This window comes from Paenibacillus sp. FSL P4-0127 (genome assembly GCF_038007325.1).
GTDB classification, from domain to species: Bacteria; Bacillota; Bacilli; order Paenibacillales; family Paenibacillaceae; genus Fontibacillus; species Fontibacillus macerans.
The window spans coordinates 1,670,128-1,682,914 of the sequence record NZ_JBBOWY010000001.1; the positions used below are offsets into that span (position 1 = coordinate 1,670,128).

General features: G+C 52.1%; 11 protein-coding genes. 8 read left to right on the forward strand and 3 right to left on the reverse strand.

Annotated features, from left to right (window positions below; genetic code table 11):
• Positions 1 to 217: 217 nt before the first annotated feature.
• The 5 genes from NYE74_RS07295 (at position 218) to NYE74_RS33285 (ending at position 7,924) form a co-directional block, all read left to right on the forward strand.
• A complete protein-coding gene (locus NYE74_RS07295; protein WP_341004696.1) occupies positions 218 to 3,028 on the forward strand; it encodes a DUF5704 domain-containing protein in 2,811 nt (936 codons plus the stop codon).
• A gap of 130 nt (positions 3,029 to 3,158) precedes the next feature.
• Positions 3,159 to 3,779 carry a deoxynucleoside kinase gene (locus tag NYE74_RS07300; RefSeq protein WP_036619416.1) on the forward strand — a complete coding sequence of 207 codons (621 nt, stop codon included), beginning with the start codon at positions 3,159 to 3,161 and terminating at the stop codon, positions 3,777 to 3,779.
• A 3-nt stretch (positions 3,780 to 3,782) separates the two neighbouring features.
• Complete coding sequence (locus NYE74_RS07305) at positions 3,783 to 4,445, forward strand: deoxynucleoside kinase (RefSeq protein ID WP_036619417.1); 663 nt, start codon at positions 3,783 to 3,785, stop codon at positions 4,443 to 4,445.
• 599 nt (positions 4,446 to 5,044) lie between these two features.
• Positions 5,045 to 7,579: a U32 family peptidase gene (locus NYE74_RS07310; RefSeq protein WP_213509747.1), complete on the forward strand. Its 2,535-nt coding sequence runs from the start codon at positions 5,045 to 5,047 to the stop codon at positions 7,577 to 7,579.
• Between the two features lie 261 nt (positions 7,580 to 7,840).
• The gene (locus NYE74_RS33285; RefSeq protein WP_221928479.1) at positions 7,841 to 7,924 is read left to right on the forward strand and encodes a putative holin-like toxin; all 84 of its coding nucleotides are present in this window, start codon (positions 7,841 to 7,843) and stop codon (positions 7,922 to 7,924) included.
• A gap of 257 nt (positions 7,925 to 8,181) precedes the next feature.
• Here the strand turns inward: NYE74_RS33285 and fucO are convergent, their stop codons facing one another.
• The 3 genes from fucO to NYE74_RS07325 all read right to left on the reverse strand — a co-directional run bounded on the left by fucO (position 8,182) and on the right by NYE74_RS07325 (position 10,684).
• Positions 8,182 to 9,333, reverse strand: coding sequence for a lactaldehyde reductase (gene fucO, locus NYE74_RS07315; protein ID WP_341004697.1), 1,152 nt, complete (start codon positions 9,331 to 9,333; stop codon positions 8,182 to 8,184).
• A gap of 563 nt (positions 9,334 to 9,896) precedes the next feature.
• The gene (locus tag NYE74_RS07320) at positions 9,897 to 10,187 is read right to left on the reverse strand and encodes a DUF6809 family protein (protein WP_124333368.1); all 291 of its coding nucleotides are present in this window, start codon (positions 10,185 to 10,187) and stop codon (positions 9,897 to 9,899) included.
• Between the two features lie 347 nt (positions 10,188 to 10,534).
• Positions 10,535 to 10,684, reverse strand: coding sequence for a CopG family transcriptional regulator (locus NYE74_RS07325; protein WP_227872948.1), 150 nt, complete (start codon positions 10,682 to 10,684; stop codon positions 10,535 to 10,537).
• 226 nt (positions 10,685 to 10,910) lie between these two features.
• On the opposite strand from NYE74_RS07325, the gene NYE74_RS07330 reads away from it, so the two are divergent.
• The 3 genes from NYE74_RS07330 to NYE74_RS07340 all read left to right on the forward strand — a co-directional run bounded on the left by NYE74_RS07330 (position 10,911) and on the right by NYE74_RS07340 (position 12,777).
• Positions 10,911 to 11,222 (forward strand): ArsR/SmtB family transcription factor, encoded by a 312-nt coding sequence (locus tag NYE74_RS07330; RefSeq protein WP_036619420.1) that lies wholly within the window; start codon positions 10,911 to 10,913, stop codon positions 11,220 to 11,222.
• A 13-nt stretch (positions 11,223 to 11,235) separates the two neighbouring features.
• Positions 11,236 to 11,754 carry an SRPBCC family protein gene (locus NYE74_RS07335; protein ID WP_170180046.1) on the forward strand — a complete coding sequence of 173 codons (519 nt, stop codon included), beginning with the start codon at positions 11,236 to 11,238 and terminating at the stop codon, positions 11,752 to 11,754.
• An 828-nt stretch (positions 11,755 to 12,582) separates the two neighbouring features.
• Positions 12,583 to 12,777, forward strand: coding sequence for a hypothetical protein (locus tag NYE74_RS07340; RefSeq protein ID WP_036619421.1), 195 nt, complete (start codon positions 12,583 to 12,585; stop codon positions 12,775 to 12,777).
• Positions 12,778 to 12,787 lie beyond the last annotated feature (10 nt).

A 12,787-nucleotide genomic window follows, 5' to 3' on the forward strand; every position in this document is an offset into this window, starting at 1 on the left:
AGAGAAACGTACGGATTTTAAGCTGGATATGACAAAGTATGCTCCTGATTCTATGACAGATGCACTTAGTAATTCGTTTTCCAAGGTGCATATTAAAAAGTTAGCAATTGAAGATATGGAATGGGTAGAGGGGAAAAGTTATGCATCTGTCGATGACAAACCGTCATTTCAGCCGGGAAGTATTGAAGCTAGAATCAGAGTTTCGACAGGGCATCCATTGGAGTACAGTGAACACTATAAATACTCCACCCGCTACGACGGAGCGGACAAATTTATGGCCGAATACTACATCCCGATGCTTGTCAATTACAAAGGGTACGTGGTCGAGAAAAAGAAAATGCGCGTGCTGGACAACGCCACGCTGGCGGTGGGTCAGACCAAGGAGATGAAAGCTCAGGTAGCGACACTCGAATATAATATGTCGGATTGGAACGACAATTGGTATGATGTCACAACGGCTTCCGAAACGGTATGGACGTCTGACAATAGTGCGGTGGCTACTGTAGATGCTTCAGGGAAAGTGACCGCCAAGTCCAAAGGAACGGCCACGATCACCGCCCAGTGGAAAAAAGGACCGTACTGGCTGTATGGAGCGGCCGCAATTACGGTCGGAACTGGCGGGGACCCCGAGGGTCCCGAAGACCCGGATGGGCCGCCAGGCGTAAAATGTACGAAACCATCACCTGAGCGATCTATGGCCGGCGAGGATTTTAATCCTAACGCGAGCGCAGTCATTAAAGCAGACAGCCGGGGAAGTGAACGATTCAATGTAGCGGATGGCATACCGACCTCGGAAAGTTTGTATGGTAATGTCACAGCGAAAGAATATTTGTATAACTACAAATACAATAAAATGGCAGGGACTTGCACCTTTACTGTGCCTGTAACAAGAGATTTTAATCTGCGTTGGGTAGAATACGTATTTGGTGTCGGCTATAAGCACAGGTCTGAAAATGTAACGTTGACTTATGACGTTAAGGTTACGAAGCCCTATGCTTACTGGGCAGTAGCTGAATTTCAGTTGTATGAGATAGTCAGGGCGACGCTTTTGAACTATGCCTTTGAGGGTGGTGGAATCTCGATTTTGCCAGCGGGATATGATCCGCCCGATTTTGTATTAGCGGCTTACTCTACCCATATCCAACCCCCGCCACAGATTAAAACCATTGTACTGAGGGATAAGGATATCGATGGCGGAACTAAAAGGCCGGATATTGAAAACGATACACGCGAGCGGGGGGAAATGGAAGCAGAAGGCAGTAAACGTGCGCCCAAGCTGTATGTCCGAAATGATTTACTGGAATTTGCAGGTCAAACAATTATGAATGACGGCTGGGTAGAAGGACAAACTGAAATGCCGGGTGAAATTCCGGAAGCGAGAATCATTAATGACAACGTACTATATAGCCCAGACCATATTATACCAACTAGCAAAACGAACAAGGCGGACCAAGCGAGCAGCGGGAGGATTTACTACGAAATCATGAACGGGAGTACCGATGCGGACGCCAATAAAGACTTTCCAATCTACGGGATCAATTCGGTAACGGTACATACGCCGGTTGTCATCTATCCCAGCGTTTCGGATGATCGGGCCCACAATCAAAAAACGAATCCAGCCCAGGGGCGTTCCGCGATTATTCTTGACCGGCCTTTTACCGTGGAAATGCCAAACAGCGGACAGCATGCGAATTATCTCGGTTATGGGAACCGGAACTACCTCAAATACATAGGCAGCAAGCAGGTGCGTTTCCCGTTTGACGTGTACGATGGAACGAAATCGGCTTTTTACTCGAAAAATACCTGGATCGAAGTGGACAAAAGCAAGGAGTCGTTTGCGTTTTTCTTACCGGTGTGGGTGGATGAAGGCTTTTACGATGTCGAGTTTCGCACGATCGCGCATAATGCGCCGTCCGGGGCCACGGATCAAACCAATGCCAATCTGGATCTTAAGCATCATATCGCCTATGATACCGTGCCGGTGGATGCGATCGGGCGCGTGTACGATTTTCGAGTGACGGATATTGCCGATTATAACTGGGAAAGTGTGTTCCGGACCGAAAAAGGCGGGCGAACGCCGACCGGTGCGTCTTATTGGGTAGGCTTGAACGGGATTGACGGGGCGGCGCGCGGCAACACGAGCAGGTTCACGCTGCCGATCCGCCCGGGCAGCCATCCGCTGTACAATAACGCTGTGATCAAGACGGGCTACCATTTCAAGTTTGACCTCAAAACGAAAGGGAATATGTTTGGGGCGCAGGATCAGATTGCAATTACGCCGGCGTTTTATTTTATCGATGCGAAAAAAGGCACACGGACGCCCGTTGATTTGTACTACCATACCGGCAGCAAAAGCTACGTCAAAATCGGCTCGCCTTCCGACAAGGTGCAGCGTTATGTCGTTTTGAACGAGCGGCTGCGGAATGTGCCGGCCGAGGAGTTGACCGATACGGCGCTATACAAATACGATCACGACTATACGTTTAATCAGGTGGCCGGGATCGGGCGAAGCCAGTTCGTGCAGAACTTTATTCGCAAAACGACGAAGCAGCGGACGGCCGTGGGCAGTTTCAGCCTGCTGCGGCTGCCGGAAGGCGTGCGGACGCTGATCGGACCCAAAACCGATCTGCCGCCCAGCGTCGATCCGGCCCGGGCCAATGCCGCGGTGCAAAAATGGTATGGCGAGTACAGCCTGCCGGCCGACCTGTACGCGGTGGCGGCGGGGACGAATGTGGCCGAATACGGGCGGACGCACGGCGGGCTAACGGATAAGTCGCCGATATTTTTGAAGGATGGATACATTGTCGTGAACTTCAACATCGAGACGGTGCGGGATGGGAACACGGACAAGCCCCATCTTCAGTATATCGACGCCCCGTTAATGAACCAGTGGTTCGGGCTGGAAGGGTTTAGGCGCAGCGCGGACGATCCGTACGGACGGACCTTTGCGCTGCTGGACGGGGACGTCGTGTTCTATCACGCGGACCAATCGAGCCGGGGCGATTTTCGTTCCATGGTTACGCATTAAGAAAGTTTGGGAAGACTCCTTCTCCGTTTTTTGGGGAAGGAGTTCTTTTTTGCTCACGGATTTGCTAGTTCTATGCTACAATGTTCTAGTCTATTAACGAGCAAGTGAGATGCGGGAGGACCCTAGAGTTATGAAACCAAGTCCGTTTATTGCAGTGGAAGGCGCGATTGGGGCCGGCAAAACAACGCTGGCGGCGATGCTCGCTGAGCGGTTTGATTTTCCGCTCCTGAAGGAGATTGTGGAGGAAAATCCGTTCCTGGACAAGTTTTACCAGAACAGCGGGGATTGGAGCTTTCAACTGGAGATGTTCTTTTTGTGCAACCGGTACAAGCAACTGGAGGATACGGCGCTGAAGTTTGTGTCCCGCCGCCGGCCGGTCGTGTCCGATTATCATATTTATAAAAATTTGATTTTTGCCCAGCGCACGCTGAAAGGGGGCCAGCTTGACAAATACCGGCAAATTTATCATCTGCTGACCGACGATTTGCCGAAGCCTAACCTGATCGTGTATATCCGGGCGGATCTGGCGACCCTGCAGCAAAGAATCAAAAAACGCGGCCGGAGCTTTGAGCAGGACATCGATCCCGGTTATCTGGAGCGGTTAATCGAGGATTACGATGAGGCGATGGCCCGCATTAAAGCGAATGAACCTGAAACGGTTGTCATCGCGGTGGACGGCAATGCGATGGATTTTGTCGAGCATCCGGAGCATTTTGAACAAATCGTTGCCGAGATAAAGGAGCGTATGTAAACGATGAGCCATGATTTTCATATTCCCCAAGACGCTTTGATCACGGTCGCGGGCACCGTAGGCGTAGGCAAATCCACGCTGACTTCAGCCCTGGCGGCCCGGCTCGGCTTCCGCACTTCGATGGAGAAGGTCGATCAGAACCCCTATCTGGAGAAGTTTTACCACGATTTTGAAAGATGGAGCTTTCATCTGCAAATTTATTTTTTGGCCGAACGTTTTAAGGAGCAAAAAGCGATTTTCGAAGCGGGCGGCGGATTTGTGCAGGACCGTTCGATTTACGAGGACACCGGTATTTTTGCCAAAATGCATGCCGACCAGGGCACAATGTCCAAAACCGATTACGAAACATACAGCAGCCTGTTTGAGGCGATGGTGATGACGCCGTATTTTCCGCATCCGGATGTGCTGATCTATTTGGAAGGCGAGCTGTCTTCGATTTTGAAGCGGATCCGGCTGCGGGGCCGGGAAATGGAAATCCAAACCGACGTATCCTATTGGGAGCAGATGTATAAGCGCTATGCCAAATGGATCGAGGAGTTTGACGCGTGCCCGGTGCTGCGGCTGAATATCGACGAATACGATGCCACGGATGAGGCCTCGCTGGACGAGATCATCCGCCAGGCAGCGGAGATCATTCAAGCGTCGCGGGCGCGGCGAAACAAATAGCATGGTAAAACCTCCGTAATCCCGTTATTATCGGGAGCGGGGGTTTTTTGGCTGAGGGGCGAGGCCTTTTTTCGAGGGTGGAGGATAATGGGGATTATAACTGAATATGTGATTGGCTTTACTATAACGATATTGCAAATCATACACTTAATTTTATATCAAAATGCCCTAACATTCGTTTCAATTGCATTTCATGCACTTACATTCCCGTTTCATTACCTTTCCTTAAAAAGAAAACGAGGTAATTGCAGGATTTGCACTTCATCAAGCGCTGTGGCAGCCTTTCCGGATAACTAACTGTACATTTTGCAACAACTGCCGGAATTGATTCGCGAAGCGCTGCCAAAGCCAGGAAAAAGCTTTCCGCTCTGATTAAGCGTCAGCTTCAGCAGGACGGTGAAATTAATTTCAAAACGCCTGAAGGTCCCCGAAATCAAATAAGTGCTTTTTTCCTTGTGAATGGATGGAAAAGCTAGAGTACGCCGGCAATGTCTGCTAGAATATATAGGTTGACGGATGATTAAATTTTGAACTTTTATCAGGTATGGATATAGATTTAAGACTTTGTGCCGGCTTAAGCCGGTTTTAGGAGGATATACATGAGCAAGGCAGGATTGACGAGGCAGGATGTAGAGCTGCTGGCGCCGGCGGGTGACTGGGACTGCATGCGGGCGGCGGTGGCGAACGGGGCGGACGCGATTTTTTTTGGCGTGGAGAAGTTTAATGCCCGGGCGCGGGCGAACAATTTTCGTATGGACGAACTGCCGGAGATCATGGCGTTTTTGCACAGCTATGGGGTCAAAGGGTTTCTGACGTTCAACATTCTCGTGTTCGAGGATGAGCTGAAAGAGGCGCGGGAACTGGTGGAGGCGTGCATCGAAAGCGGCGTGGACGCGGTGATCGTGCAGGACCTCGGGCTGGTGAAGCTGATCCGCGAAATATCGCCGGATTTTCCGATTCACGGATCGACGCAGATGACGATTACTTCGCCGGAGGCGGTGGAGTTCGTCAAGCCGTGGAACATGGAGCGGGTCGTTTTGGGACGGGAAAACAACCTGAAGCAGATCAAGGTGATCGGGGAGCAGGCCAAGCTGCCGATGGAGGTGTTTGTGCACGGGGCGCTGTGCGTGTCGTATTCCGGTCAGTGCCTGACGTCGGAAATGTGGGGCGGGCGTTCGGCCAACCGCGGCGAGTGCGCGCAGGCGTGCCGGCTGCCGTACGACCTCATGGTCGACGGGGAAAAGAAACCGATGGGCGATGTGGCCTATCTGCTGTCGCCGAAGGATTTGGCGGCGATCGACATCATGCCGGAGCTGATCGAGGCGGGCGTGACTTCGTTTAAAATCGAAGGGCGGCTGAAAAGTCCGGAGTACGTGGCGAACGTAGTAAGCAAATACCGCAAGGCGATCGACCGCTATTTTGACGGGGATGATACGAAGCCTTCCAAGGAGGAGATCCGCGAGCTGCAGCAGAGTTTTTCGCGCGGCTTTACGCACGGGTTCCTGGAAGGGACGAACAATAAAAAGCTGGTTGACGGGACGTTCCCGAAAAGCCGGGGCGTATACCTGGGCCGGGTCGAAAAGGTGCTGCGCGACGGCGTTGTCTGCAAGCTGGAAGCGCCGCTGAAGCGCGGCGACGGGATCGTGTTTGATGCCGGAGATCCGACGAAAAAAGAAGAAGGCGGACGCGTTTACGACCTGCGCCGCAAAGGCGTGAAGCAGGAGGGCGAGGCCGGCGAGGGCTGGATCGTGGACATTGTGCCGGGGCGTAACGACGTGGATTTGCGCCGGGTGCATGTCGGCGACCGCATTTGGAAAACGAGCGATCCGGCGCTCGACAAACGGCTGCGCCAAACGTTCGAGACGGACAAACCGTACCGCGTGTTTCCGGTGCATGTGCGGGCCGTCGGGCGCCCCGGCGGGCTGCTCACCACCTTCTGGACGGATGTGCAGAAGGGCACGATGGTGCGCGTCGACTCGGAGCTGGAGCTCGAGGTGGCGCAAAAACGGCCGATGGACGCAGCGCTGCTCGAAGAGCAGTTCGGGCGTCTCGGCGGCACGGTGTTTCAGCTCGAGCAGCTGGATGCGGAGCTGCATGGCGACGTCATCCTGCCGATTCGAGAGCTGAACGGCATCCGCCGGCGCGCGGTGGAGCTGCTCGCCGCCGAGCGGCCGAAGCCGCCCGTGTGGACGCGGGCGGCGGCGGGGGACGCCCCGCCTGCCGCGGCCGGCCTGGCCGGTGCCGGCCCGCGCCGCGCGCCGCATACGCACGGTGAAGCGCAGCTCACCGCGCTGTGCCGCAGCCTGCCGCAGGTGCAGGCTGCGCTCGAAGCCGGCGTTTCCTTTGTCTACGCCGACTTCGAGTTTATCAAGCAGTTCACGGCAGCGGTCGAAGCCGTTCATGCCGCCGGCAAGCAAATTGCGCTGGCCACGCCGCGCATCCATATGCCGGGCGAAAACGGCTACCACAACAACATCCTGCGCCTTCAGCCCGACGCGGTGCTGGTGCGCAACACCGGGGCGCTGTACTTTTACCTGCGCCACCGGATGGAGAATTCGTCGGCCGTGCACCCGCGGCTGATCGGCGATTTTTCGCTGAACATCGCCAACCACAAAACGGCCGAGCTGTTCCTGGAGGCCGGCTGCGATATCGTAACGCCGTCCTATGATTTGAACATCCAGCAGATGGTCGACCTGCTGCGGGTCAGTAGGGCGGCCGACATGGAAGTCGTCATCCATCAGCATTTGCCGATGTTCCACACAGAGCATTGCGTGTACTGCACCTTCCTAAGCGAAGGTACCGACTACACCAACTGCGGCCGTCCGTGCGAGCAGCACCGGGCATCGCTGCAGGACCGCATCGGCATGTCCCACCCGGTCCGGGTCGATGAAGGCTGCCGCAACACGGTGTACAACGCGATCGAACAGTCCGGCGCGGAGTATTTGAACCATTTCCTTGAGCTTGGCGTACCGCGCTACCGGGTTGAATTCCTAGAGGAAACCCCGGATCAGGTGCACAAGGTCATCGACCTGTACAACCGCGCCCTGCGCGGTGAAATCAGCGGTACCCAAGTCTGGAAAACGCTAAAAGCTACCAACCAGCTAGGCGTCACGCGCGGACAACTGGTGAAATAAAATATGAAAGGGAGCTTGCTGCGGTTTTACCGCCCTAGGCTCCCTTTTTTCATTAAAACCTCGCTGCAGACGAGGGGCATTTAGAAGAGATTTGCTCTTGTAACTTCCGTTTCCTTGTTATTGCACAGTTCTCACGATCGTCCGATTATTTCGATCTTCGAGGCCTGACTATTTACAAAATTATGGTATAATCCAACTAAGCAATAGAATAGGCTTGCAAGGGCGGTCGGGCTACCTCTCTATAGAAGGGAGGGATGCCAGGTGGAAGTTTATCAAGCGTTAACGCTAATGATCTCATTTGCGACTTTAATTGTCCTGATACTTTCCTTCCATAAACGCAAATAGACCGCCCCATGCCAAGGAATCGGTCTATTTGTGCCCATTCTTACAGCCTGCCGCCCTTAAAAGCGGCTATTGCCCGGGGCCGTGCCCTGCAAGCACGGCTCCTTAATAATAAAGGCTTTTAAATACTTTTAAAAGTACTTTTATTGTATCACAACTAAACTGAAATTTACACGATCACGAAGATTTTTTAGGGGGATCCTGCAGCCGTTCTATGGCTATGAGCTCCCCTTGCTTATTAACCTGTGAGATCTAGCGACCTAAAAAATCGCCCGATACAACTCCTCAATCTCGGCCACCGTTGTCTCCCGCGGATTGCCACCCGTACATACATCTTCGAACGCGGAGCGGGCGAGGGCGGGGATGTCCTCTTCCCGCACGCCGACTTCACGGAGACGGGACGGAATGCCGACGTCCTCCGACAGCTGGCGAACTGCGGCAACCGCAGCTTTGCGAGCTTCCTGGATGCTCATTTGTTCGATTCCCGGCACGCCCATCGCTTTGGCGATGTCGCGGTATTTTTCCCCGGTGTAATCGGCGTTGTATGCCATAATGGACGGCAGCAAAATAGCATTAGCCACTCCATGAGGCGTATCGTAAAAAGCTCCCAACGGATGAGCCATCCCGTGCACCAACCCCAGGCCCACATTAGAAAAGCCCATGCCGGCGATATACTGGCCCAGTGCCATCCCTTCGCGGCCTTGCGGATCATTGTTCACGGCGCCGCGCAGGGAGCGGGCGATGATTTCCACCGCTTTTAGATGCAGCGCATCGGTCAACTCCCAGGCTGCTTTGGTAATGTACCCTTCGATCGCATGGGTTAAAGCGTCCATGCCGGTGGCGGCGGTGAGTCCTTTGGGCATGGAGCTCATCATATCCGGGTCGACGATGGCGACGACGGGAATGTCATGGGGATCAACGCAGACAAATTTTCGTTTGTTTTGCGTATCCGTGATCACATAGTTAATCGTGACCTCCGCCGCTGTCCCGGCCGTTGTCGGAACGGCGATGATCGGCACCGATTTGTGGGCCGTCGCTACCGCTCCTTCCAAACTGCGAACGTCGGCGTATTCCGGGTTGTTGCTGATGATGCCGATCGCTTTGGCCGTATCCATCGGCGATCCGCCGCCGATCGCGATGATATAATCGGCCCCGGCCGCTTTAAAGGCGGCCAATCCTTGTTGCACGACTTCAATGGTAGGATTCGCTACCGTTTCATCGAAAACGGAATAAGGCAACTGGTGGAGGTCAAGCAGACCGGTTATTTTGGACACGACATTATGCTTCACAAGCTTCTTGTCGGTTACGACCAATGCCTTAACAAAACGGCGCTGCTTCACTTCATTGACGATATCGGCAATCGCCCCGGCCCCGAAATACGAGGTTTCGTTCAAAATCATACGTTGGCTCATGGCCAAACCCTCCTTTTTTGTGAAACTGTTCACTTGAATAAGTGCATAGAACTTTCAAGTCTTGCGCTATCTGACTCCATCATAAATACGATTTGTTGGAAAATCAACATAAAACAACATTAATTTGTGGTTTTTGTTTGAATTTTTCGGGCGTAAAAAAATCCGCTCCATTAAGAGCGGACTTTGATACCAGTAATACGTTCAAATTCCTCATCAGCTTCTATTCTTCGTTTATCATATGCCTCTTGGCCAATGGATTGAATTATTTTTGCCTAGCTCTCCGCATTAAAATCGAAGATTGTTCTCTTTGAGCACGAGTAGGAGGAATAATCATGACCCCATTTACAGGTGAAATTGCCCGCTTAGTCTTATGGGATTTGATTACCGAGGATTGGCTGACTCTAAGGACTTTGCGAAGCTTACCTTTGTCATAAGAGATCATCTCCTTTACTTATAAGGCCATTTTCGTAGCACTTCCGTGCCCTTAATACGAGTACCTTATAAGTAATATCATTGTCCCGCCTTCATCCTCTTTTATCTGTGCGGGAGATCACGCTTACGTTCTATATCGAACGGACAAGCTCCTCTTTTCCGGCCAGCACTTCCGCCAGGATAGCCGCTCCCAGCTTGAAGCCGTGCGTGAATGCCGCCTCATTATGCATGGCACTGGCCTCCGCATGAAGATCCAGCAAAGCTTCCAATTCGCCGAATTCCTTTTCGCCCAGTTTCTTGCGCCAGTTCTCCATCGCCGTGGAGATTTGTTGGCATAATGGACGATATTTCGGGTTCCTGGGCACGATCATTTCATCCGGCAAAATATTTCCGGCATAAAGCTCTTCCAAAATACTTGGCACGTTTATCCTCCCTTTCTATATAAGTACGTGTTCAAAAAGTCAGGTTTGGAGCATCGAGAAGGTTGGATGAAGCGTAAGTTTTGGGTACGTGAGCAACTGAAATGTTTCCGTAGGAAACATGCTTCGGAAGCATATGCTTAGGCCCGGCTGAATTCAAGATTCGACGCCGAATCCGCTTCTTGACCTGCTTCGTGATCAAAAGATGACTTTTTGAACTACCTCTATAAGTGGCCGCCTCCTTGAAAGGAAAGTTTGCACATGGTAGGATATTTATGCAACTTTCCTTTTTTGGGGGTTGCCTTGGGGGGAAGTGGCGTGATTCTTTAGCGAGTGTGCGCCGCTTCCTTTTATTTTTCTTCTTCGGACAAAAGCAGCTTCAACCCCAACCGGATCGCTTCGGTTCTGGTGATATTATGCTTGGTACAATAAGCAGTCAGGGCTTGGTTTGTATCTTCGTCGAAGCGAACTTTGATGCTAAAGGTTTTCGGGTTGTCCACTTTTGGCCGTCCTGTTCGTGGGCTCAGTCTGCTCACCTCACTTTCTGCACTCCACAAAATAATAATAAGTTTTTGCACCCCATAAAGTCAATTTAAAAGTTCCAATTTTTGACGTGAAAATACTCCTCTCAACAGAAAATTCTTCTTTTCGCCATATTCATTATATATGAACTTGCAGTTATATAACCAAAGGGTTATGATAATACTATCGAAAGGGGCGATAAGTATGCCGGATACCTTTGCCGTCATTGCCGAGCCTTCCCGCCGGCGGATTTTGGACCTGCTGCTCCAGTCGGAATCCAACGTAACGGATCTGGCCCAGGCGTTGGGGCTGTCGCAGCCCTTGGTATCCAAGCATTTGCGGACGCTGCGCCAAAGCGGTCTGGTCAAGGTCCGGATCAAGTCCCAGCAGCACATCTATTCGCTGGAAGCCGAGCCGCTGGCAGAGATCGACGAATGGCTGAAAGCCTATCGCAAGAAGTGGAATCGGCATGTTGACGCCTTGGAGAATTTTTTGGACCAGCAGAAAAAAGATTAGGAGGAAACGGAACATGAGATCGCCGATTGAGAATCCCAAGCTTATGCAAGAGCAGGAGGATTGGGTGCTAGTGCTGAAACGGGTATTGAACCATCCGCCTGAAAAAGTTTGGGACGCGCTGACCCGGGCCGATCAAGTCCCGAAGTGGGGGCCGTTTTCAGCAGACAAGGATCTGACCGAAGTGGGGGCCGTACGGCTGAAGCATATCAACACGCCTGAGGCAGAAGAGATGGAAGGATATGTTTTGGAGGTTAACGCTCCCCATCTGCTCGTGTTCCGCTGGGGTGCAGACATCCTGCGCTGGGAACTGGCCGCCCTTGGCAAAGGTAAGACGACCCTGGTGTTGCGGCATCGGTTTGCGGATCGCAAACAAGCGCCTTCCTATGCGGCAGGCTGGCACCTTTGCCTGGATGGCTTGGCCGGGACGTTGGCCGGCGAACAAATGCCCTCGATGGTCGGGGAAGAAGCGCTCAAATACGGTTGGCAGGAACTGCACGAGGCCTACGCGGAAAAGCTGGGCATCCGTACGTAATGAAGGCCACAACCCAGCTGAAAATCGGCTGATTAAAGCATAACGTCACCCGCTTAACTAACTCGATAATAAACAATGTAAAGTGGCTCAAAACCGAGATCAGTGCTTGACAAAATAAATTATGACTTTGGCTCTGAGGCGGCTGGGCTGTCTATAGCGTTTCGTGTCTTGGTATCCCTGCATGCTGCTTTGCACGATTATCCCTCTTGTTCAGGGGGGGAGGGTAGGGGCTAATCACGGGCCTTTCATTTTTCACGGTGTCGTGCCCCATTCCTTCCGTCAGGTCTGCTTCACTTCTCTAAACCTGCTTCTCACAAACCTGTCTAACGATCTGGAACTAACGATCTCGAACTAACGATCTCGAACATGTCTGCTGCTCCCAAACCTATTTTCTTCTCCTGAATTTATCTTCCTCTCTGCTTCCGGATCAAACGGGATAATCATGCAAAGCGTCCGGACAGCGGATATGGATCTGCCGATATTTCTTGCCACGATCGGTTACCGGCCTTCCCTGTCAAGCGCTGATTATTAAGTTGAGCTTGTAAAGTCATTGAATAAGTCTTGGACAAGGGCGTCCCATTAAAGGGGCGAGCGTTTTTTTACGCAAAAATTCAGAATTCTCCCCGTGCAGACAGTCGTTTTTCTAGGAAAGACAAGTTTTGGAAGTTTTGTGAACTGGGGCGCTGAAGACCCTGATAACCAATGTTTATCGGTGCTAAAAAAATCGTTGATTTGCTATAATGAAGGCGTAAATCAAAGCATCGCTCACAACGTCGGAAGGCCATGATTTTCAAAGTAAAGCTCATCAATTTAGGAGGGTGACTTAAGATGGTTGAAGGATTCCTTGAGATGCAAATCGCCGTACACCAAATTCAAGGACGGCTGGAAATCGACGGAGAGTCGGAATACCGCAAAATCGAATTCGGCACCGAACGTTTCCTGCATACTCCCGAACCCGGCCATCGGCTCTACAGCGAAGAAGAACTTCGGCAACATCCGCGGCGCAAATGGTGGTTCCACTAAGAAGTGAAGC